The sequence below is a fragment of the Bacillus sp. LK2 genome (genome assembly GCF_001043575.1).
GTDB classification, from domain to species: Bacteria; Bacillota; Bacilli; order Bacillales; family Bacillaceae_G; genus Bacillus_A; species Bacillus_A paramycoides.
This window is the reverse complement of sequence record NZ_LDUK01000029.1, coordinates 1-21,994: the sequence shown is the minus strand read 5'-3', so window position 1 is coordinate 21,994 and position 21,994 is coordinate 1. Positions and strand designations below refer to the sequence as shown.

28 protein-coding genes and 2 pseudogenes are annotated in these 21,994 nt (G+C 37.5%); 8 read left to right on the top strand and 22 right to left on the bottom strand.

The features are described 5' to 3' along the window. Positions 1–77: 77 nt before the first annotated feature. Positions 78–623 (bottom strand): RNA 2',3'-cyclic phosphodiesterase, encoded by a 546-nt coding sequence (thpR, locus tag VK90_RS18260; protein WP_048374330.1) that lies wholly within the window; start codon positions 621–623, stop codon positions 78–80. A gap of 103 nt (positions 624–726) precedes the next feature. Continuing rightward, entirely contained in the window at positions 727–2,133 is a 1,407-nt protein-coding gene (pepV, locus tag VK90_RS18255; RefSeq protein WP_048374338.1) for a dipeptidase PepV, read from the bottom strand. A 358-nt stretch (positions 2,134–2,491) separates the two neighbouring features. Between pepV and VK90_RS18250 the strand changes: the two genes are divergently transcribed. Beyond that, the gene (locus tag VK90_RS18250) at positions 2,492–2,713 is read left to right on the top strand and encodes a DeoR family transcriptional regulator (protein WP_000805512.1); all 222 of its coding nucleotides are present in this window, start codon (positions 2,492–2,494) and stop codon (positions 2,711–2,713) included. A gap of 82 nt (positions 2,714–2,795) precedes the next feature. Here VK90_RS18250 and VK90_RS18245 read toward each other — a convergent pair whose 3' ends face one another. Beyond that, positions 2,796–3,524, bottom strand: coding sequence for a pseudouridine synthase (locus tag VK90_RS18245; RefSeq protein WP_002173831.1), 729 nt, complete (start codon positions 3,522–3,524; stop codon positions 2,796–2,798). 42 nt (positions 3,525–3,566) lie between these two features. Then, positions 3,567–5,219, bottom strand: coding sequence for a putative polysaccharide biosynthesis protein (locus tag VK90_RS18240; RefSeq protein ID WP_048374329.1), 1,653 nt, complete (start codon positions 5,217–5,219; stop codon positions 3,567–3,569). A 310-nt stretch (positions 5,220–5,529) separates the two neighbouring features. Between VK90_RS18240 and VK90_RS18235 the strand changes: the two genes are divergently transcribed. Together VK90_RS18235 and VK90_RS18230 are read left to right on the top strand one after the other, a co-directional pair. Beyond that, a complete protein-coding gene (locus VK90_RS18235; RefSeq protein WP_048374328.1) occupies positions 5,530–6,801 on the top strand; it encodes an NAD(P)/FAD-dependent oxidoreductase in 1,272 nt (423 codons plus the stop codon). A gap of 236 nt (positions 6,802–7,037) precedes the next feature. After that, positions 7,038–8,477, top strand: a complete 1,440-nt coding sequence (locus VK90_RS18230; protein ID WP_048374327.1) for an MDR family MFS transporter — start codon at positions 7,038–7,040, stop codon at positions 8,475–8,477. A 52-nt stretch (positions 8,478–8,529) separates the two neighbouring features. Here the strand turns inward: VK90_RS18230 and VK90_RS18225 are convergent, their stop codons facing one another. Both VK90_RS18225 and VK90_RS18220 read right to left on the bottom strand, forming a co-directional pair. Next, positions 8,530–8,853: an ArsR/SmtB family transcription factor gene (locus tag VK90_RS18225; RefSeq protein WP_002173835.1), complete on the bottom strand. Its 324-nt coding sequence runs from the start codon at positions 8,851–8,853 to the stop codon at positions 8,530–8,532. Further along, complete coding sequence (locus VK90_RS18220; RefSeq protein ID WP_048374326.1) at positions 8,854–9,282, bottom strand: SRPBCC family protein; 429 nt, start codon at positions 9,280–9,282, stop codon at positions 8,854–8,856. Positions 9,283–9,783: 501 nt separating this feature from the next. On the opposite strand from VK90_RS18220, the gene VK90_RS18215 reads away from it, so the two are divergent. Continuing rightward, positions 9,784–10,011 carry a DUF3973 domain-containing protein gene (locus VK90_RS18215; RefSeq protein WP_048374325.1) on the top strand — a complete coding sequence of 76 codons (228 nt, stop codon included), beginning with the start codon at positions 9,784–9,786 and terminating at the stop codon, positions 10,009–10,011. Between the two features lie 33 nt (positions 10,012–10,044). Here the strand turns inward: VK90_RS18215 and VK90_RS18210 are convergent, their stop codons facing one another. Together VK90_RS18210 and VK90_RS18205 are read right to left on the bottom strand one after the other, a co-directional pair. Then, positions 10,045–10,227: a sporulation protein Cse60 gene (locus tag VK90_RS18210; RefSeq protein ID WP_000621746.1), complete on the bottom strand. Its 183-nt coding sequence runs from the start codon at positions 10,225–10,227 to the stop codon at positions 10,045–10,047. 1 nt (position 10,228) lies between these two features. After that, positions 10,229–10,465, bottom strand: a complete 237-nt coding sequence (locus VK90_RS18205) for a DUF2553 family protein (protein ID WP_048374324.1) — start codon at positions 10,463–10,465, stop codon at positions 10,229–10,231. A 265-nt stretch (positions 10,466–10,730) separates the two neighbouring features. On the opposite strand from VK90_RS18205, the gene VK90_RS18200 reads away from it, so the two are divergent. Next, on the top strand, positions 10,731–11,225 hold the full coding sequence (locus VK90_RS18200) for a CarD family transcriptional regulator (protein ID WP_053081433.1): 495 nt from the start codon (positions 10,731–10,733) through the stop codon (positions 11,223–11,225). 78 nt (positions 11,226–11,303) lie between these two features. On the opposite strand, the gene VK90_RS18195 is transcribed toward VK90_RS18200, so the two are convergent. From VK90_RS18195 to VK90_RS18165, 7 genes are all read right to left on the bottom strand, one after another. Continuing rightward, positions 11,304–12,089: a glucose 1-dehydrogenase gene (locus VK90_RS18195; RefSeq protein WP_048374322.1), complete on the bottom strand. Its 786-nt coding sequence runs from the start codon at positions 12,087–12,089 to the stop codon at positions 11,304–11,306. Between the two features lie 13 nt (positions 12,090–12,102). Then, positions 12,103–12,960 (bottom strand): glucose uptake protein GlcU, encoded by an 858-nt coding sequence (gene glcU / locus VK90_RS18190; RefSeq protein ID WP_048374321.1) that lies wholly within the window; start codon positions 12,958–12,960, stop codon positions 12,103–12,105. A gap of 33 nt (positions 12,961–12,993) precedes the next feature. Then, the gene (locus tag VK90_RS18185) at positions 12,994–13,416 is read right to left on the bottom strand and encodes a DUF3888 domain-containing protein (RefSeq protein WP_002173842.1); all 423 of its coding nucleotides are present in this window, start codon (positions 13,414–13,416) and stop codon (positions 12,994–12,996) included. A gap of 93 nt (positions 13,417–13,509) precedes the next feature. After that, entirely contained in the window at positions 13,510–13,743 is a 234-nt protein-coding gene (gene moaD / locus VK90_RS18180; RefSeq protein WP_002173843.1) for a molybdopterin converting factor subunit 1, read from the bottom strand. A 2-nt stretch (positions 13,744–13,745) separates the two neighbouring features. Continuing rightward, positions 13,746–14,210 carry a molybdopterin synthase catalytic subunit MoaE gene (gene moaE, locus VK90_RS18175; protein ID WP_002173844.1) on the bottom strand — a complete coding sequence of 155 codons (465 nt, stop codon included), beginning with the start codon at positions 14,208–14,210 and terminating at the stop codon, positions 13,746–13,748. Beyond that, positions 14,207–14,728: a molybdopterin-guanine dinucleotide biosynthesis protein B gene (gene mobB / locus VK90_RS18170; protein ID WP_025151473.1), complete on the bottom strand. Its 522-nt coding sequence runs from the start codon at positions 14,726–14,728 to the stop codon at positions 14,207–14,209. Before mobB ends, moaE begins: the two co-directional genes overlap by 4 nt. Next, positions 14,692–15,981 carry a molybdopterin molybdotransferase MoeA gene (locus VK90_RS18165; RefSeq protein ID WP_048374320.1) on the bottom strand — a complete coding sequence of 430 codons (1,290 nt, stop codon included), beginning with the start codon at positions 15,979–15,981 and terminating at the stop codon, positions 14,692–14,694. The genes mobB and VK90_RS18165 overlap by 37 nt, the downstream gene beginning before the upstream one ends. 83 nt (positions 15,982–16,064) lie before the next feature. Here VK90_RS18165 and moaC point away from each other — a divergent pair, with 83 nt between their 5' ends. Next, the gene (moaC, locus tag VK90_RS18160) at positions 16,065–16,550 is read left to right on the top strand and encodes a cyclic pyranopterin monophosphate synthase MoaC (RefSeq protein ID WP_002173847.1); all 486 of its coding nucleotides are present in this window, start codon (positions 16,065–16,067) and stop codon (positions 16,548–16,550) included. Between the two features lie 41 nt (positions 16,551–16,591). Here the strand turns inward: moaC and VK90_RS18155 are convergent, their stop codons facing one another. The 6 genes and pseudogenes from VK90_RS18155 to VK90_RS18130 form a co-directional block, all read right to left on the bottom strand. Continuing rightward, positions 16,592–17,605 (bottom strand): molybdopterin-synthase adenylyltransferase MoeB, encoded by a 1,014-nt coding sequence (locus VK90_RS18155; protein WP_048374319.1) that lies wholly within the window; start codon positions 17,603–17,605, stop codon positions 16,592–16,594. Between the two features lie 16 nt (positions 17,606–17,621). Next, complete coding sequence (gene moaA / locus VK90_RS18150; protein ID WP_048374318.1) at positions 17,622–18,635, bottom strand: GTP 3',8-cyclase MoaA; 1,014 nt, start codon at positions 18,633–18,635, stop codon at positions 17,622–17,624. Between the two features lie 128 nt (positions 18,636–18,763). Further along, a pseudogene (locus tag VK90_RS30285) lies at positions 18,764–18,949 on the bottom strand (BclA C-terminal domain-containing protein); the annotation flags it as partial. Positions 18,950–19,069: 120 nt separating this feature from the next. Then, on the bottom strand, positions 19,070–19,393 hold the full coding sequence (locus tag VK90_RS18140; protein ID WP_048374317.1) for a hypothetical protein: 324 nt from the start codon (positions 19,391–19,393) through the stop codon (positions 19,070–19,072). 23 nt (positions 19,394–19,416) lie between these two features. Next, entirely contained in the window at positions 19,417–19,638 is a 222-nt protein-coding gene (locus VK90_RS18135; protein WP_048374316.1) for a spore germination protein, read from the bottom strand. Positions 19,639–19,718: 80 nt separating this feature from the next. After that, positions 19,719–20,024: a rhodanese-like domain-containing protein gene (locus VK90_RS18130; RefSeq protein ID WP_000141214.1), complete on the bottom strand. Its 306-nt coding sequence runs from the start codon at positions 20,022–20,024 to the stop codon at positions 19,719–19,721. A gap of 174 nt (positions 20,025–20,198) precedes the next feature. Here VK90_RS18130 and VK90_RS18125 point away from each other — a divergent pair, with 174 nt between their 5' ends. After that, on the top strand, positions 20,199–20,381 hold the full coding sequence (locus tag VK90_RS18125) for a hypothetical protein (RefSeq protein ID WP_002173851.1): 183 nt from the start codon (positions 20,199–20,201) through the stop codon (positions 20,379–20,381). 49 nt (positions 20,382–20,430) lie between these two features. Here the strand turns inward: VK90_RS18125 and VK90_RS18120 are convergent, their stop codons facing one another. Then, positions 20,431–21,555, bottom strand: a complete 1,125-nt coding sequence (locus VK90_RS18120; protein ID WP_048374315.1) for an alpha/beta fold hydrolase — start codon at positions 21,553–21,555, stop codon at positions 20,431–20,433. Between the two features lie 153 nt (positions 21,556–21,708). Between VK90_RS18120 and VK90_RS18115 the strand changes: the two are divergent. Beyond that, a pseudogene (locus tag VK90_RS18115) lies at positions 21,709–21,994 on the top strand (spore germination protein); the annotation flags it as partial.

The window sequence follows — 21,994 nt, the reverse complement described above, 5'->3', positions numbered from 1 at the left end:
TATCAGCAAGACTCTATACAGTAACTCCATTATTCTCTATAGTATATTCACCTGTATAAAAAACGTTTTCATACATTCTATTTTTGTAATTTTATTTCAGCAATCGCTTTATACTTCGGTGTTTCCTTCACGTGAGATTCGTATAAAGTAATCGTATCCGCTTGAAATGATATTTCAGCCACTTCTTTTATATTCTCTAAGTCAAACTTTTCTTCTCCTACCCATTTACGGGCAACGGTAATGTGCGGATGATATGAACGTGTTTCTAAAGAAAACCCATTCCCTTCACAAATAGCATGCACTTGCTTTTGCAACTGAAACAAATCGTGATTCTCACTTACCTTCGCCCAAAAAATACGAGGCTCGTCTTCTCTGCCAAACGTTGAAAATCCTTGTAATGTGAAAGATAGTTCCTTTTTTTCTATAAGTGTTTGTAATCCATTCTTTATTCCTTCTAACTGTTCCTCTGTCGCACTCCCTAAAAAAGAAAGGGTAATATGATAGTCTTCCTTATGTACCCACGAGCGAAATGGTAATTCCTCCTTCATGTCCTCTTTATAATTAGAGAGCACTTCTTTTATATGATTTGGTAAAGTAATTGCGACAAAATAATGCGGCTCCATGTACATCTTCTCCTTCTTTATATTGTTGCTTTTCTTTCTTATCTCATTCAGCTAAAAAGAAGCCGCTCTCTAAATTAGAGAGCGGTCATAATTGCAACATCCTTTATTTTGCTAATTCATAAATCGCTTGAGCATAAATTGCTGTTGCTTTTAATAAATCTTCAATTTCAATGTACTCGTCTTTTTGATGAGCAAGTTCTTCTTTTCCTGGGAATAACGGACCAAATGCAACGCCAGCTTTCAATGAACGAGCATAAGTACCGCCACCAATCGCTAACAATTCGGCCTTTTCACCAGTTTGTTCTTCATACACGCGCTGTAAAGTACGAATTAATACATGATCTTTATCAACGTGATGTGGGCGAGAATTTGAATAATCCGCTACTTCAAATCCGTGATTATGGGCATACCCTTTTAACTTTTCAATCGTTTCTTCAAAGTTAGTCGTAACTGGATAGCGCACATTCAACCCTAAATTACCACCGTTTTCTTTCGTGTAAGAAAGACGGCCAACATTCACTGTTAGCGGGCCACTAATATCGTCTTTATAAGAAATACCAGCTTTTTCTCCAAGAATATCGTCTGTAAATGTTTCTGTTACAAACGATGCAAATGAAGTCGCTTTTCCATCAAGAGAAACTGTCGTTAAGAAGTTTGCCAATAACAAACCTGCATTTTCTCCCTTTTCTGGAGTAGATCCGTGAGCTGAAACTCCTTTAACTTGCAACGTTATCGTATTTCCTTCTACAATTGCTTTGCCTATTTTCTTAGCAGTTTGTAAATACTCTTCATATGCTACTGTAAGTGCATTTACATCTTCTCCTGTAATCACTGCTTCTGCAAAATCAGGAACCATATTTAAACGACGGCCTGACTCAAATGAAATAAGCTTATATGCGCCGCCTTTCTCTTCACTACCATTTTGCACAACTTGTATATCAGAAATTCCTTTTTCGGCATTAATAATTGGAAAATCTGCATCCGGCGCAAAACCGATCGTTGGCATTTCTTCATTTTTAAAATAATGATCTACACACTTCCAATTACTTTCCTCATCTGTTCCTAAAATCATTCGAACACGTTTTGAAAGAGGCAATCCTAATTCTTTTACAATCTTCATTGCGTAATAAGCTGCCATCGTCGGCCCTTTATCATCAATTGCACCACGTGCAAAAATCTTCCCGTCGCGAATATCAGCACTATACGCAGGAGTTGTCCAGCCGTCTCCTTCTGGTACAACATCAACGTGACAAAGAATACCTACTAACTCTTCTCCTTGTCCCATTTCAAGATGGCCTGCATATCCTTCTAAATTTTTCGAAGCGAAACCTTCAGTTTCTCCTTTATGTAACATGAAAGATAAGGCTTTTTCTACACCTTCACCAAATGGTGCGCCCTCTTTCGCAGATTCTTCTTCCCATACACTTTTAATTTGTAAAAATTGTTGTGTATCACGAATTAAATCATCTTTTCGCTTTGTAACTTCTTCTGTCCAATTAATCGTTGACATCACGCATCCATCCTCCTTCTATATTCTCTCTTTTATCATAGCAAACCAAAATCTCTTATGCCATATACCGAAACCCAATAACGAACAATTGTAATATTTCTGATATTTCTTATTAGTTTTTCTTTTATTTTTTCAAAAAAATTTGCAGGAATTTGGCGTTTTACGTAGAAATTTATGAGTTAGTTGACTGACCAGACATACAATGTCAACTACCAATATTTTTCTATATGAATATTTGTTAAACTTTTGTAAAATTTAAGTAAGTTAAGGCATGAATTTTGTCATGTAGAGTACAATGGTAGTAACGACCTTCTTTCCTGAATGGGGTCAAAAAAACTAGTAGAGGAGTGGTTTTCTCTTGAAACCTACAACTACTCGTATGCTAACACGCATTAAATCAATTTATATGTACATCAATGAAAACGGAACGGTAACGACGAAAGACCTTGTAGATGAGTTCGGGATCACACCGCGAACGATACAACGTGATCTAAATGTGTTGCAGTTTAATGAACTCGTGTATAGCCCTTGCCGCGGTAAGTGGACAACAACAGGAAAGAAAGTGAGAATGACCTCATAACGAAAACAATTGTATGTAAAATAAATACATACCCCTTTCTATATAATTAGAAAGGGGTTTTTTCTGCGCCTTAAAATCGGCATTATTTTTCGTTATCTACTTGATACGTCTTTAACATTTCTACTTCTTCATCTGTCAATTCACGATACTGTCCAAGTTCTAGCTCTTCATCCAACACTAAAGGTCCCATCTCTGTTCTCTTTAAGTAAACAACTTTTTTCCCTACCGCTTCAAACATGCGCTTCACTTGATGGAATTTTCCCTCTGTAATAACGAGCTCGATTTCCGAAATATCATCGCTTTTTAAAATTGTAAGTTCGCCTGGCTTCGTTTCATAGCCATCATCTAAAATAACACCTTTTGCAAACTCTTTTATATCATCTTCCGTTACAACGCCTGAAACGTGTGCATAATATTTTTTCGGCACGTGCTTTTTCGGCGATAATAATTGATGCGTTAGCTTCCCATCATTTGTTATTAATAAGAAACCTTCTGTATCAATATCAAGTCTTCCAACCGGGAATGGATCAAAAATCGCATCTTCTAATTCTAATAAATCTATTACTGTTTCATGATTATCATCTTCCGTCGCTGAAATAACACCTTGTGGTTTATGCATCATTAAATAAACAAACTCTTTATATTCCACAACTTCACCGTGAATCATAACTTCTTGCTCTTCTACATTCACATGAAACTTCGCATCTTTCACTGGCGTTCCATCAATCTTCACAACGCCGTCTTTCAATAATTTCTTTACTTCTTTTCTACTTCCGTATCCCATATTCGCTAATAATTTATCTAATCTCATATTCTTCACCTTCTTTATTTATCATAAGAAAAGGGGACGTATTTACGCCCCTTTTGATTTCAACTTTATTTTGAATCTACTACCAAGTTTACGCTGGATTTTCTCTAAAGCTTCTCCGCCAAATACTCTTTCTAGTACTCCAGTGCGAATCGCTAACAATCCGTAAACAAGGCCACCAATACCTGCACAAATCGCAACTGTAATAAGAGCACCCATACGGCCATCAGGCGAAATCATGAAGGATAGAAGCCATTGTGATAGCTTTACAGCAATAACCATTACAAGTGTTAATACTGCAATTTGGAATGTTCTCTTATATACAACACCAAATGAATAGTTTGCATGTTTTTTGATTTGTCTATTCGTATACCATACGGAAGCTAAGAAGCCGGCTGCAGTAGCTAAAATCGCTCCAACTGTACCGAAATAACGAATAAAGATTACGTTGCATACAAATTTCAAAATAACACCCATCACAAGCGCAATAACCGCGTGTTTCTGCTGGTTAATCCCTTGTAGGATCGCCGCTGTTACCGTGAACAAAGCAAACAATAGCGCGACTGGTGCATACCACATTAATACTTGTCCACCTAGTGGATCTGAATCGTAAAAAGCAGTGTAAATCGGATATGCAAGTGCAGAAATACCGATAACTGCTGGCAATGTTAAAAACATATTTGCCTGGAATGTTTGTGTAATTTGTAATTTTAAATAACGGTATTGCTTTTCAGTAAACGACTTTGTAATCGCTGGCACGAGCGTTAAACTAAACGCTGTTGCAAGTGATACAGGAATCATAATTAATTTATGCGTCCACATCGTGAAAATACCGAGCGCTCGCTCTGCGATATCCCCTTGACCAATTGCCTGCATAATAGAGTTAAATGTCAATGTATCAATTTGTTGATATAAAGGAATTGTCAACCCAATTACAACGTAAGGAATTGCATACGCAAATAATTCTTTAAACAATTGAACGGTACTTACTGTTGATTCTGGTACAGTTTGCTCAATTAAATATTGATCCAAATATTTTTTACGTTTTAACCAGTACCAAACTAATACACCGAGAGCTCCAACTGCTGAAACGAATGCAGCGAATGTCGCAACCCCAACTGCCGTTGCTACTGTACCGCCAAGCACTTTAATAACGATGAAACTACCCGCTAATAAAAAGACGATACGAATAATTTGCTCAATAATTTGTGAAACCGTAGTCGGTCCCATCGATTGGTGACCTTGGAAATAACCACGAATCAAACTTGCTGCCGGCACAACAATAAGCGCAAAACTTACGAGGCGAATAATCGTCGTAACTTCTTCTATCTTATTTTGTAAACTTTGTTTACCAAGCATTGCTTCTGCAAATAATGGTGCGGTCATGTACAGTACTAAGAAGGAAAGAACTCCTGTTACTATCATCATAACCATTCCCGAACGGAACATTCTCCGGCTCGTTTTATAATCTCCAAGTGCATTATATTTGGAAACAAATTTCGAAACAGCAAGCGGCACCCCTGCCGTTGCAATACTTAAAAATATCGTATATGGAATATATCCATATGTATAGAGCGTTCCGCCTTCTGTGCCTACTAATGCATGAAACGGAAAGACGTAAATCATGCCTAAGAACTTTACTAAAAATGTCCCTAACGTCACAATAAGCGTTCCGCGCAGAAATTTTGAATCGGACATACAAAAATCCTCCTACTTCTTATATAAAGTGAAACTTTAATCAGTGGGAAGGCTTCACCTCCACTGATTATTAGTTGAACCAATCGGGCTTTTACGGGCAGTTGACCTCCCGCTTCAAAACTCACTTCTTTGCTTCTGCTAAGTCTTAGGATAGGAGTCTTACTACCCGTTAATGCGGGATAACGCTGAACTCTAACTTTTGTATTGTACCACAATTCTCTCCTGAAACAGTACTTCACTCTATTTTTCTTTTAAGAGAAAACATGCTATTCTTTTAGGCAGGAAATGTAGAAAATGAGGTCGATATATTATGCATTATGATGTTATTGTCATCGGCGGCGGTCCTTCAGGGCTAATGGCTGCAATCGGTGCTGCTGAAGAAGGCGCAAATGTCTTACTTCTTGATAAAGGAAATAAACTAGGACGTAAACTTGCGATTTCTGGTGGTGGTCGTTGTAACGTAACGAACCGTCTACCACTTGATGAAATCGTTAAACATATACCTGGAAATGGTCGCTTCTTATACAGCGCTTTTTCTATTTTCAGTAATGAAGATATTATTACATTCTTCGAAAATCTCGGTGTAAAACTGAAAGAAGAGGATCATGGCCGCATGTTCCCAGTATCAAATAAAGCACAATCTGTTGTAGACGCACTTTTAACACGATTGAAAAATTTAGGTGTGAAAATACGTACGAATACGCCTGTTGACACGATTGAATATGAAAACGGTCAAACGAAAGCAGTTGTATTGCAAACAGGTGAAGTGTTAGAAACAAATCACGTCGTTATCGCTGTTGGCGGAAAATCTGTTCCTCATACCGGTTCTACTGGAGACGGATACGCATGGGCTGAAAAAGCCGGACATACAATTACAGAGCTTTTCCCAACAGAAGTACCAATCCTTTCAAACGAACCATTTATTCGTGACCGTACATTGCAAGGTCTTGCTTTACGCGACGTAAACTTAAGTGTATTAAACCCGAAAGGAAAAGCTGTCATTTCTCATAAAATGGACATGCTCTTCACTCACTTCGGCCTATCTGGTCCTGCCGCTCTTCGTTGTAGCCAATTCGTTATAAAAACGATGAAGAAGTTTAAAACGAACACGGTGCAAATGAGTATCGATGCATTGCCAGAAGAAAATAGTGAGCAACTGTTCCAACGCATGCTGAAACAAATGAAAGAAGATCCGAAAAAAGGAATTAAAAACGTTTTAAAAGGCTATGTTCCTGAACGTTACTTCCTATTCTTATTAGAAAAAAATGAAATTGACGGTAGCGAACAAGCTGGACAAATTTCTCATGAGAAGATTCGTGCACTTGTGAAAGACTTTAAAGAATTTACCGTTCATGTAAATGGTACTCAGCCGCTTGAAAAAGCATTCGTTACTGGCGGAGGTGTATCCGTTAAAGAAATTAACCCGAAAGAAATGTCTTCGAAATTCACGAATGGTTTATATTTCTGCGGAGAAGTTCTTGATATTCACGGCTATACTGGTGGCTATAACATTACATCTGCCCTTGTTACTGGTAGAATCGCCGGAACAACAGCTGGGCAAAATGCGAAAATGCAATACTAAAAGAAACAGGGATTCCTGTTTCTTTTTTATATGTTGAAATAATAAAATAGCATATAAAATTATATCGACCGTTTCTTCAAAATTATTAGCGATTTTTTCAATATATAAGCACTCCGACAAGGAACGACAAATCTCCTATCCTTATAATTCCTGTTTCTTTTTTGTTGCTTTATATAGCTTAGTACCTTTATATTTTATATTGTTGAATATTTGAAAAAAGGGTAAGGGGAAAACAAATGAGAAAAAAAGTCATGATGTCTTTAATGCTAATGACGTTTCTTTCTGCGGTAGAAGGAACGATTGTTAGTACAGCAATCCCTCGTATAACGAGTGATTTGTCAGGCGTCGAACTTGTTAGTTGGGTATATGCAATCTATATGCTTGCAACAGCTGTTTCGACTCCAATATACGGAAAACTAGCTGATTTATTCGGCCGTAAAAAAGTTTTGCTCATCGGAGCAACAATCTTCTTAATCGGTTCTGCACTTTGCGGAGTCGTTACATCAATGGAACAATTAATCTTCTTCCGTGCTCTTCAAGGTATAGGGGCTGGGGCTGTTATGCCGATTACAATGACGATTATTGGAGACTTATATAGTGAAGCGAAGGACCGTGCGAAAGCACAGGGCTGGATGAGTGCCGTTTGGGGTGTATCTGGTGTTATCGGACCGTTAGTAGGTGGATTTTTAGTTGATTCCCTTTCTTGGCGCTATATCTTCTTCTTAAACGTTCCGTTTGGAATTATCGCTTGCTTAATGATTGCCACTTCTTATAAGGAATCTATTAAGTCCTCTAAGCAACATATTGACTACCTTGGTGCAACAGTCTTCTCATTAAGTACAATTGCTTTACTATATGCACTATTAACAGGTAGCAGTAAGCAAAACTGGGGAGACATTACAATTATCGGCCTATTAATCTTTGCCGCTGTGTCATTCATTATTTTCTTATACATCGAGAAAAAGTCTCCGGAACCATTAATTCCGCTAGCACTTTTCTCTAACCGTACATTATCTACTATAAACATATTAACGCTTATTGCTGGTGCAATGATTATTAGTATTACAGTGTACCTTCCAATTTGGAGCCAAGGTGTATTAGGAAAAAATGCAACAGAGGCTGGACTCATTTTAATGCCAATTCCTGTTATGTGGACATTTGGTGCTATGTTCTCCGGTAATTTAGTTGGCAAGTTACAAACAAAACAAATCATTTTACTTGGAGCTAGCATTTTATCAGTCGCTTCATTCTTATTATTTACATTATCAACAGATTCACCATCATTCCTTATTTATGTTGCAGTCGGATTATTTGGCTTAGGAATGGGACTTGTCACACCAATTTACATGGTAACAATTCAAGCAGCTGTACCGGCTCATACGCGCGGAACAGCAGTCGGTTTAAACACATTCATTAATACATTTAGTCAAACGTTAGGTGCTGCAATTTTCGGCATGGTCTTCAATACGATGATACATGCACGTGGCATCAAAAACCTTGACCTCGTATCTTCTGGTGGACATGGAGGATCTGCGGCAAACGTAGTAACTGAATCACAAGAAGCATTAGCCTCAAGTATACACGTCATTTATATGAGCACTTTCGCATTAGCGGTATTAACATTAATTATCGCTTGGCTCCTATTAAAGCCAGCTAAACAAACAAGTGAGCAATAATAAAGAGGATGACCATTTCGGTCATCCTCTTTCCTTATATGAGCGATAAAATCTACTCTTCATTCTCTACAATATATTTAAGCATAGACAATTTATTATCCCAAAATCGTTCATAATACGAGAGCCACTGTTGTAATTCCGCTAACGGCTCTGGCTGCAAACGATATATCTTTTCTCTTCCACTCTTTCTTCCACTCACTAAATTCGCTTCTGAAAGAATATGCAGATGCTTCACAACAGCCGTACGACTCATCGGAAAATGATCCGTTATTTTTGAAATTGGTAACTCTTTATCACTTAATAACCGTAATACTTCTCGGCGGGTTGGATCAGCAATTGCCTGAAACACATCGTATTTTACTGCCGACGATGCCACTTAGCCCTCAACAACCTTTTTCAGTTTTTCATTTACAATCGCTACCCAACCACCATTCATTCTGTCGCGAATAATAGAGCTCTTCGCATTCGCTTTCGGAAGAATTTCATCAGGATGTTTCCAGCCGCCGTGGATTAACGTAAATTCTGTTTTATCCCCTAAGTCTTTCAAAATAAACGAAACGATCCAGCCATCTGTATCCCATGAGAAAGATAAACGATTCGGTTCATCAATTTCTAACACTTTACATGGTGATGGCCCAAAAGGTGATTGTATATGAAACTCATGTCCTACCTTTAGTTCGAAATCATTTGGCATAAACCATGACGCAATTCCTTCTGCAGTTGATACTGTATCCCATACTTTTTGAATAGATGCACTAAAAATAACCGTTTGTTTAATGTCGTTTAATGTATTTTGTTGTTCCATTTTATTTCTCCTTTATTCGGCATTAATACATAACACCTTTTAGTTGTATTCAGATAATATAACACCTTTTAGTTTCATGTCAATAAAGTGAAACTTTAATCAGTAGGGTTTTGTCCATCCCCCACTGATTATTAGCCCACACCAATCGGGCTTTTACGGACAGTAAGACTCTTTTTACTGTTGAGAAATTCTCAACATTTTTTCAACAGGACAAACACTCTCTCACCATTCCTTCATAATATACTCACAAAGGCAATAAAAAATAAAAACTTCGCTCAATATGAAACTCCATCATTCATATCGAGCGAAGCGCCTAACTTATCTCACCTGTACTTCGTCTCTCCTCCTTCCCTCGTGGACAATACGTGAGATATGTGAAATCAGAAGGAATATGCCCACCATTTGGGTAGGTAGTTATTTCTCTTCTCCTCAACATTTCCTTAGGAGCGAAATGACTACCCACTCATTTTTTTAACCAACAATGAAAAGGGGATGAAAGCTATGTTCTACTGCATTAACTGTTCTGAAATTCACCACGAAAAACATCCGAATGATAAAGTATTTAAAAACGGTTTTTATATTGATCCATTTTTAGGTGATCGTTATCACCTCGGCATGTGCACTGATGCTCAGGAACATGCAACAGAGGAAGTTCTTTTAACGACAAAGAAGATAGATACAACGCAATCTATTATGAATATTTTACCGACACATGTTGTCCCAACATAAAGCATAAAAAAGAGCTGGCTCCCCAGCTCTTTTTTATGCTTTATAAACAATCATCGCTGAAAAACAATAAATTTGATTTTCATCATCATTAATTGAAACACCAACTTGATACTTTATATCTACAAAATTCCCATCATCAATTTTTTTCAAAAACACATTTACAGCGTCTTCTAAATCTTTTTCATGACTTTCATCAAACACTTTTACACGAATCATGTTAACACCATCCTAGATCGCAGCCCTCCGCCGCTTGATTATTGCCACGGTGCGTATCTATGATGCGATAAAACTTTCCGTTTTCATATATATATCCGTCTTCTAACACATATTGTTTATCTTCAGTATAGACATAAAACTTACCTATCATAAATTTACTCGTATATAATTCCAAATAATCTGGCCTAAATTTAGCTACAACTTTATTTGTAATATCAATCCTAATTGTGCGCCCCACCTTCTCTCCCTCCTCTACAAAGAACGGATTTAGGTATATTGTATTAGCGATTTTACATTTTATGCTTAAAAATAAGTGGATATGCCCTCTTTCTTCCCCTGTACTATTTTTCTAAAAAAATTCCTCATATTTATTCAACATATAAGAGCAAAAAAAACCATAAAAAACCACAAAAAATATATTGACTTCAATATATTTTTTGTGATATTATATAAAATTTGACATTTTTACATCAGTATGTTATCATTAAAAATGGTTACCACATATGGAGGTGGATGATTTGTTTCAAATTGGTGATAAAATCGTTTATCCAATGCACGGTGCAGGAATCATCGAAGCAATTGAAGAGAAAGAAATATTAGGTACTTCGCGTCAATATTGTGTTATACGCATCATTAGTAAAGATATGCAAGTAATGCTTCCGATGGATCAATTACAAAAATCAGGTATACGTTATATCGTTGATAAGGATACATTAGATGGTATACTTCTTGAATTTCATCATGGGGAATCAGACCCATCACTCTCATGGAAACAAAGATATACAATGAATATGGAAAAAATGAAGAACGGCAACCTTCAAGATAGCGCAGAAGTTGTTCGTGATTTACTTCGCCGTAATAAAGAAAGAGCATTAAATGCGAGCGAAAAACAAATGCTAGATAATGCGCGCAAAATGGTTATTAGCGAAGTTGCGCTCGTACAAAATGTCTCAGAACATCAAGCAACAGAATTTCTTCAAGATACAATCAATCACTAATTTAAAAAATAGCCGAACGCTATTTTTTTTTGGCAGAAAAAAGGACAAAGAGATAAGGCTCTTTGTCCTTTTGTTATATTACCCACGTCCAGCTTGAAATGATGGGTATAAAGTCATTCCACCATCTGCAAATAACGTAATTCCGGTTACGTAACTCGCCTCTGCTGAAGCAAGCCATGTTGCTATTGCTGCGATTTCTTCAGGTTTTCCAATGTAGCCCATCGGAATCATACTTTCTACGTCAGCACGCTGTTTAGGATCAGCAAACTTTTCAGCATTGATTGGCGTATTAATTGCACCTGGTCCAATATTATTGACTCGAATGCCTTTTGGTGCATACTCTAACGCTAACGTTTCAGTCATAAGCTTAATCCCCCCCTTACTTGCCGCATAGTGCACGAATAATGGCCACGGGATTTTTTCATGAACACTAGACATATTAATCACCGATCCTTTAATACCGTGTTCCACAAAATATTTAATCGCTTCACGACTTCCTAAGAAAGCACCTGTTAAATTTGTATGAATTACTTTATTCCAATCCTCTAACGGCATTTCATGCGATGGTACAGCATTTTCTATGCCTGCATTATTAATCATAACGTCAAGCGTCCCAAATTCTTTAACAGCAGATTGAATCAAATTTATAACATCCGATTCAACCGTAACATCACCTTTTACAGCAATCGCTTCTCCGCCTATTTTTTTTATTTCTTCTAATACATCGCTCGCTTCTGATTCTCTTGAGCGATAGTTAATAACAACTTTCGCCTTCTCCTTAGCAAACCGTACTCCCATCGCTCTTCCAAGACCAGTTGCTGACCCTGTAATAATGACGACCTTCCCTTCTAAATCGCTATACATTTCAATACCTCCTTTAGCTTTTTGCGACCCCTAGCATAATTCCAGCTGCAATAATAAAAACGATACCAACAACAATCCCAATTAATTGACGCTTCGTTTTCCTTTCACCTAATATAAGAATTCCGCCAAGCGTCGAAATAATAATCCCCATTTGTGAAAGGGAAAAACTTGTTGCGACTCCGACACGCGGCTGCGAAATGAATAAAAACATATTTCCAGCTGCCCAAATTAATCCCGGAAGAATATTTCGAATCGCATATTTATTGAATGGATGATGTTTAAATGTGAGTAAAATCCCGCCTAATACCATACCGACCGCTTGTGGCAATAAGGCTGACCAACCGTTCGCGTTAAATAATCGAATAACTACTACGTAAACTAAATATCCGACTGTTGAAATTAATAAAATAATAATTCCTTTTTTAAAATTCCCTGCTTGCTCTGCATTCTTTTCTTCTTCACTTTGGAGTGATGTTAAAATAACACCGATAATAATACAAACAAGCGCCAAAACTCCAAGAACGACTGATATCGTCGTTGACCATTCATGAAACACGATAACCCCAAATAAAGTCGTCGCAACTAATTGAAGCCCTGTTGAAATCGGCATCGTTCTCGAAACACCCATTAAATCAATACTTTTCAACTGATTCGCTTGACCAAGCGCCCAAAACAAACCGGACACGATTCCAACCCCGATAACCGTAGGAGTTAATACTGGCTTCACAAAAATATAAACAACAATTGAGAAAATAAGCGCTCCGAACGTTGTACCGAGCGTTTGACTATAAGGTCCCCCGCCCAGTTTCACGTTAAATAGCACAATACTTCCCCAAAATATGGCTGGTAAAATCGCTAAAAATATATCCATCGCTCATTACCTTTCTCTACAAAATGTCATAGGTTACCGCTCTAAATCATTAGAGTGAGCTTTTATTTTCTCTTTTGTTCGCTCACAAACCTTATCTGCAGTAGCACCAGAAACATTTTTTTCTCGCTCCACTTTTTTTATTTTTATGTGATCCAAATGATCTTCTAAAGTGAGTGTAATACGATCATTCGGCGGATTATGCGCCCCTTGAAATGTAAGAAACTGTATCGTAACTTCAAATCTAGGAACAAACTCATCTTTCTTGCCTAGACGCTTTATATTTGTAACTGAATCACATTCATATTGATCTTCTGTCACTTGCCTTATAACTGAATAATACCGATTAAGTAGCGCACTCTCTAAAAGCTGCTCCTTCGATTCTTTTGCCCAAGAATAGCTTGGAGAAGAGAAGAAAACAGAACATATCATTGCAATCATTACACATATCTTTTTCATAATTCCCTCCTTATTCTATACAATAGTGTTCTCCAAACTGCCATAAAAAAACGACTTCTCCTATTCAGGAAAGTCGTTTTAATGAATCCAATATTAACCACCGCTCACTGGTGGTATTAACGCAACGATATCACCAGATTGTATAGCATCATCTTCATTCGCGTACTCTTCATTAATTGCAACCATAATTGGCGCTGACACCGGTACATTATATTCTTTCGCAACAATTTCTTTTAATTGTGCAACAGTAATATTTTCTTCCTCTATTTGTAATTCACTTACTCCTGCTTCTTCTTGCAAGTTCGCAAATAACAATACTCGAATCATATTTATAGCTCCTTCCCAGGCTCTCCTGCTGGATATGGCGTTTTTTCTAATTGATCACCAATCCATGAGTCACCATCTTCCCAAAACTCCTTTTTCCAAATCGGTACAATTTGCTTAATGCGTTCCATAATATATTCATTCGCTTCATAGGCCTCTTTACGGTGTGGTGTTGATACAGCAACAACAACCGCGATATCAGAAATTTGTAGCGTGCCGATGCGATGTGTAATCGCAACATGTGTACTAGGCCACTTCTCCTTCACTTCTGCCCCTATTTTCTGTAGCATCTTTTCTGCCATCGTCTTATAAGCTACATACTCTAAGTATAGTGTACGACGCCCTTTCGTAAACTCCCTAACTGTTCCGATAAATGTTGTGACAGCACCGCATTCACGGCGAATTACTTTCTTTGTCACCTCTTCAATCGAGATTTCTGTATCAATTACTTCATAATACATATTTGTCATTTCGCACTCCTAACCGTTTGTAAAAACCAGTCTATATACAACTTTTCTTCTGTTATATGAAATACTTTATATTCTTCTCGTAAACTTAATGGAGCATCATGCCACGTAATAACCGCTACTACATTTTCTACTTTATGTAAAAGTTCAGCGTCTTCCGCGGAACGAAGTAAGACTACTTTTGGATATTTCTCCGCTTTATAGCCCTCTATTAAAATCATATCCACTTCAAAAAATCCGTACAAGCGGATAATTTCTTGTAAGGACCATTCATCTCGCAAGGAGGACAAAGAAAGTAATCCAGCGCCTTCCACACTACTTACTACAGCACCAGCTTTTCGGTGTCTTTCACTATCTTTTTGCGCTACTTCGGGAAAACCACCATGGCCATGATGCTTAATTGTAGCAACCTTCATTTCGCTTTGAGCTAATGCATGTACCATTTTCTCTACAAGTGTTGTTTTTCCGCTATTTTGATACCCTACTATTTGTAAGATTGAAGAGGCTTTGCCCACGGCCAATCACTTCCTTGGGAGTATTCTAACAATAATACGGACACTTTCATTCCTGTTTCGAACCCTCTCGTTCCTCCAGGCAACACGATAAAAGCATTTGCATCCGCAAGTGAAGATACCGCACTCGATTTATCTAAACCGACTGGCACCACTTGTAATGACCCATTAACGATCGTCACATTTGCTCTTACAAAGCGAGTAAACGGATTTGGTTTTGGAAAATCTTTTTGTAAAATAGCGTCCGCTCTATATATGTGAGGATCCTTCGCATACAAATACGTTTTCATAATTGGATGCACAAATAATTCGAAACCTACATAACAAGCCGACGGATTACCTGATAAACCGAAGAGTAGCTTTCCATCAACTTCAGCTACTGTCGTTACACTTCCCGGTCTCATCGCTATTTTATTAAAGAGTACATTCGCCTGTAACCTTTCATAAATAGCTGGTAAATAGTCATAATCTCCTACCGAAACACCGCCCGTTGTAATTAAAATATCAACCTCATCCATCGCTGATTTAACAGCTGTAAAACATGCATCTAACTCATCGGCAAGTTGTCCATAATAACGCACTTTCCCGCCAACTTTCATAATTTGAGCTGCAATCATATAAGAGTTACTATTTCTAATTTTCCCTGGCTCTAACGGCTCATGTACTTCCAGTAATTCACTTCCTGTCGTTACAATACCGACAACAGGCTGCTTTACAACTTTTACAGTGCTATATCCAAACGTCGCTAATAACGCTGCAACACCTGGATTAATTGCAGCACCTTTTTTAACAAGCACTTGATTTTGTTTTATATCTTCCCCTTTAAACGATACGTTGTCACCATTTTTGAAAGGGCGTTTTAACTTCATATATGTTTTTCCGTTCTTCTCGAATCCTTCCGTCAGTTCTAGCATTACGACTGCATTGCAATCTTCTGGAATAGCTGCTCCTGTCATAATACGAACCGCCTGAAAAGCTTCTACTTCTTCTGTAAAAACAGATCCTGCTCCGATTTCTCCTATTACTTCAAATTCAACCGGATGCTCTTGACTTGCTTCTTTCGTATCTTCTGCTCGAATTGCGAAACCATCGTAAGGAGAACGATCAAAATGAGGAACATCGTGATCTGAGACAACATCCTCCCCAAGAATCCTCCCATAACTTTCTGTAATAGAAACTTCTTCCACTTCACCATGCTTAGCATATTTCATAACCCGCTCTACTGCCTCAGCAACTTGAATCGGGATTCGTTTTTCTACCATTGTTTCTCACCTCGTATTTGCAAAATATCTAATCTCGATTACACTTTATATATTAAATAGCAATTACTTCAAGGAGGAATTCCATGTCTTCATTCACACACTTCAATGACCAAGGGCGCGCTAAAATGGTTGATATAAGTGACAAAAAAATAACCGTTCGAACAGCAATCGCACGCTCTAGCATTGTCGTTACAAAAGAAATTCACGATAAAATCTCTCACAATGAAATTGGTAAAGGTGACGTATTAGCCGTTGCACAAATCGCAGGCATTATGGCTGCGAAACGTACTTCTGATATTATCCCAATGTGCCACCCCTTATTATTAAAAGGTGTTGACGTCTCTTTCGATTGGAAACAGTCAGAAGAACAATATCGACTACTCATTGAAGTAAAAGTTAAAACAGAAGGTAGTACCGGCGTTGAAATGGAAGCTTTAACAGCTGCTTCTGCTACCGCTCTTACCGTATACGATATGTGTAAAGCTGTTGATAAAGGTATGATTATTGGCGAAACGTATTTACTTGAAAAAACGGGCGGAAAAAATGGAGATTACATTAGAAATTCTTAATCCTACATTTCTCCTTTGAACCTAAAGGTTTTCCTTTAGGTTCAACCTATGTATCTTGCATATAATCGTTTCGCCACATTCATATCATTCGTCCCATGAATAAATGCTCTGCCATCTGTAAATAAAACAAAACGATATTCTTCCACCAGAAATGATAATAAATACGGCGTGGCCTTTACATCCACAATTTTTTGTAAGCGCTTTTTAATTTCTTCTAAATTAAACCCCTGACGCACACCTGGGCGGATTTGAACTGTATTTCGTCCACATAATACTTCTGTTTTCGTTTGTGCTTCAAATGTTAAACTCGGATATGTCCGTAGCTTTCCACAAGATAAACATGTATCCTTTTTCTGCCTATTCACTTTAAATGCCATCTGTTGATTATTCCAAAGATCAAATGATAGCATCGTTTCACGAAGTGCCTCAAAATCTTCTACTAATATTTTTAAAGCTTCTGTTATTTGATGCGCAACTACTAATTGTACTGCTGGCTGTATAATACCGGCCGTATCACATGTCGCTCCGCTCGCCGGATGTTCCATTAAACATCGAAAACACGGCGTTTTTCCTGGCAAGATTGTATACGTTACTCCGTAGCTTCCAACGCATCCTCCGTATATCCACGGAACGTTATACATCTGAGATATATCATTAATAAGAAGGCGCGTTTCAAAATTATCCGTCGCATCTAATATTAAATCTACACCTTTAATTAACTCTTCCATTTCTTGCACCGTTACATCCGTCACAACCGGTACAATTTCTACTTCGGAATTAATAGCTTTTAAATGTTCTGCGGCCGCTATCGCTTTCGGCTTATAATGCTTTGCATCTTCCTCTGTATATAATTGTTGCCTTTGTAAATTGCTCCATTCTACATAATCACGATCAGCAATTGTTATTTTTCCAACCCCTGCTCTAACTATTGCTTCTGCATTCGCTGCTCCGAGCGCACCAGCACCGATGACGAGCACGTGCTTTCCTCTTATTTTCCGCTGCCCTTCTTCCCCAACACCAGAAAATAGCATTTGTCTTGAATATCGCTCCTGCATACGACATCCCCCTTTCTTATCCTCCTATATAAGACATTTCAATTTTCGGACGATTTTTCGCACTTTCTTCTGTCCGTTCATCTGAATATCGATCTTTTCTATCCTCCCATACACCTTGTATGGCTTTTAATAAATCATTATCCGAAAGGTTTTCCCTGAGAAGTTTCCTTAAATCCATTCCTTCTGTCGCAAACAAGCAAGTATAAAACTTTCCATCTGCTGAAATTCTTGCTCTCGTACAAGAAGAACAAAACGACTCAGAAACAGAGGTAATAAAACCAACCTCTACATCCGTTCCAACGTATCGATAGCGTTTCGCAACCTCACCAAAATAATGAGATTCAGCTGGTTCAATTGGATATACTTGATGAATCATATCGATCAATTCTTGTTTCGTAATAACTTGATTAAAATTCCATCCATTCGTACTGCCAACATCCATAAACTCAATAAATCTAAGTGAAATTCCTTGTTCTTTAAAATACGTAGCCACCGGAAGTACTTGATGATCGTTCATCCCTTTTTTTACAACCATATTTACCTTCACTTCAAGTCCTACTTCTTTCGCTGCCATAATTCCCTTTAGTACGGGTTTCGTATTAATATTCCGGCCATTAATTGTACGAAACACTTCATCATCTATCGCATCCAAACTAACATTTACTCGGTGTAATCCAGCTTCTTTCAACGCCTTCGCTTGCTTCGTTAAATGAATCGCATTTGTCGTTAATCCTATATCTACTAAACCATCAAGCTTTGCAAGACGTGCGATAAGTTTTGTTAAATCCTTACGGAGCAATGGCTCGCCACCAGTAAGTCTAATTTTCCGTACACCGATGCTAACAAATACTTTTGCTAATCGCTCGATTTCATCAAATGTCAGTAAAAACTCATCTTTCAAAAAAGCATAATCAGGCCCAAACACTTCTGCCGGCATACAATACGTACACCGAAAATTACAACGATCAATGACAGAGATGCGCAAATCTTGAAGTGGGCGTCCGAAAAAATCTTTAACCTTTTCCTGCATCGCCACTCTCCCTTTCTGCCAAATTTATACCTATCTTCATTCTATTATAATATATTTTCGAACTGCGATGTTTTTGCTCAAACAAATAAAAAGCCTTGAAGCATAAAAGTTTCAAGGCTCTCCTCTTATTAACTTAAGCGAATAATTGTTAATACCGCTCCCGGTGTAGTCGTTGACAATGTCGTAGAAGTAAGTAAACCATTTAACTGTAAACGAACAGCTGCTCCCGCTGAAAGATTCGCAATCATCGTAGCACCAAAACTAGTTGTAGCTACTAACGGAGCATTAATAGTTCCTGATAAAGCTAATCCATGTCATTCCAGTTGGCACTGGAAGAAAAGTAGGGCCGTCAAGATCTGGCGATATTTTAAAACAATTGCTCCTATTTTTATGTAGTACAAGTTCTTCTTTCAAATAAAAACTCCCCTAATCTCTTAGGAGAGTCCTGCAACTGAATCTGTATTATCTGTATTTGGTGCTGCTTGCATAGTACTCGACGCATTTGCACTTTGGCCCGTATTTGTTCCTGTTAGAGTGCCAGCAGGAGTACCTCTCGTATACGTTGTCGTCACACTATCTCCCGGCTGTAAACAAAGCTTCGTCTCAGTCCCTATTATCGTAACAACATCAATACAAGTTGGTCCCGTTGAACCACTATACGTTTTTGAAGCAGTAAACGAAGTATCCCTCAAATTATCACCCGTAAATATATTCCCAGTATTATTAACAATAATAAATTCTTTAATATGCGCAGGCATAATTACACTCTACCTTTCCTTTACTAACCTAGCGTACGTGTACTCGTCGCTAATGGCGGAAGAAACACCGATGTTACAGGTACAACAGCTGCCATACGCTTTCCATTTAAAAATGTCGCCGCGCTAGAACCACCCGCGCCTGTATATATTTTTGCTACAGCAAAAGGTGAGAGATCATAACAATCGCCGACATTGACAGCTCCTGTATTATTTATAATTTTCACTTTACGCATGTTAATTCCCATTTTACCTATCCCCCCTTTATATACTGTATGCAAAATAAAAAAAACTTGAAACAGATACGTTCCAAGTTTTTACAAGCTAATTATTTAGTTTCACCTTCGTATTGAAGCATACCGCCAACCATATTCACTGTTTTAAATCCTTGCTCATTTAAATAATGGCATACATTTTCACTACGCATTCCCGAGCGGCAAATAAAGATATATTCATTCTCTTTCTCAAAGAAATCTACTTTATTTGGGATATCGCCCATTTTAATATGTACAGCTTCCGGGATTTTCCCTGCTGCTACTTCTTCATCTTCTCTTACATCTACTAAAAATAATGTTTCTCCATTTTCTAGACGTTCTTGCACTTCTTCTGTAGTAATTGTTTTTACTTCTGTCATATGTCGTTCCTCCTTATATACAATAAAACTTTCAGTCTCTTCTTTAAATAAACAGTTCTCATCAATTTTAGCATGCAATGGAATGAACGCAAAGAATGGAAAATTTATTCTTTACAAACATAACTCGCGCATTGTATCCTCAATATACTTGTTTAATGAAAGGAGTCGACTAAAATGACACTTTTTCTTTTCATTATGGGCAGCATTTTCTTAGTTTCTGCAGTTATTGCTCTTAGTATGAAAAATAATAAAAAGATAAAATCCCCTCAAGAAATGGCATTCTTATTTCTATTACTTAGTATAGCTTTCTTCGGTTTATCTATCGCTACATATCTTTTCCGTCTACAGATCATGTAAAAAAAGGTGCCTCCTACAAACAATGCACCTTTTTCACATCATGTATTTCCTACACAAAACTAGATACTTTCCGATTTAAAAACTCATAAACTTTCTTTTCAAACAAATGAACATCTAACGCTCCAGCCATATGCCCATTTATACTTTCAATTTCATACACTTCCGCGTACTTCCCCTGTTTTTGCAAAATATCTACCATTTTATAATTGGAACGAGGCGGCTGAAGTAAATCTTGTTTACACGGAATCATGAGTACATTCGCTTCTATGTTAGAAAGAGCCTCATCCAAAGAAACAAATCCATGCGCAATATCATGTAATAAGACTGCTTTCGCAGTGTACATCCATGAATTTGCATCTACTACATCTATACTTTTGCATGTTACTTTATTTATTTCTTTCTCAAATGATGTTAATGCAGAAAATTTTTGAAAAGGTGCTATTTCTATGCTATTACGTGGAAATGCCGTTTCATAAAACTGTTCATCAAACGCATTAATAAACATCATTCTATTCGCTAAATGAAGCCCCTTCATTGGCTGTTCCTCTCCGTACTTTCCACCTTTCCAATTTGGATCTAACTGAATTGCTTCAATCGCATTTTGCGCTACATTTACCGACGTTATAATTGGATTTTGAGGATTCGTAATAACTCCAATCATTCGCTCTACCATATGAGGATAGTGAACAGCCCATTGCTGTGCAATCATTCCTCCTGCAGACGGTCCCATTACAGCATACAATCTAGTAATGCCCATATCTTTTATTAGTTCATATTGCATACGTGCTACATCTAGAAATGTAAACACCGGAAAATCCATCGCATACTCAAAACCCGTCATCGGATCTATCGATTTCGGTCCCGTTGTAATCACATACGGGTTCTTCACCTGTACATTGCAAAGGTTATCAGTACATATTACAAAATATTTATTTGTATCAATTGCTTTCTCAGGTCCAATTAATCCATCCCACCAACCAGACTCTTCATCATGCTCTGTATATTTTCCCGCTGCGTGACTTGTTGCACTAAAATAATGGCAAACCAAAATCGCATTTGACCTTTCTCTATTTAAAGTACCGTAAGTCTCATATCCCATTTGAACAGGAATTTCCCTACCATTTTCAAATGTAAATTCTTTCAAAACAAACTTTTCCTTTTTTACAATTTGCACAGACTCACCTTCTTCCTGTCATATTATGAACTTCTTTACTAAAGGTTTTTTTCTACGCAAACCAATCTCCTCCTGCTTTTCATAAATAAATGAATAAGATACAAAATTAGCCACAAAATAGCACTATATTACAAAATCAAAGAGGGCATACATATGATTTGGAATTGGTTACGTAAGAAAAAAAACTCAAATACAGCAGAGACAAACGAAACAAATAACTCAAAACAGCAACCTAACAATCAAGAGGATAATCACAAAGAACAGACTAGAAGTATGAAACATAATAAAAGTAAAAATAACGAGCAAAAAAAAGAGGAGCAAAAGGATTCTTCTCAGGATAAGCAGCAAAACTCTAAACAAGATGACTCGTCTCAAGGTAAACAGCAAAGTGCTAAGCAAAACGATTCTTCCCAAAATAAACAGCAAAACTCTAAACAAG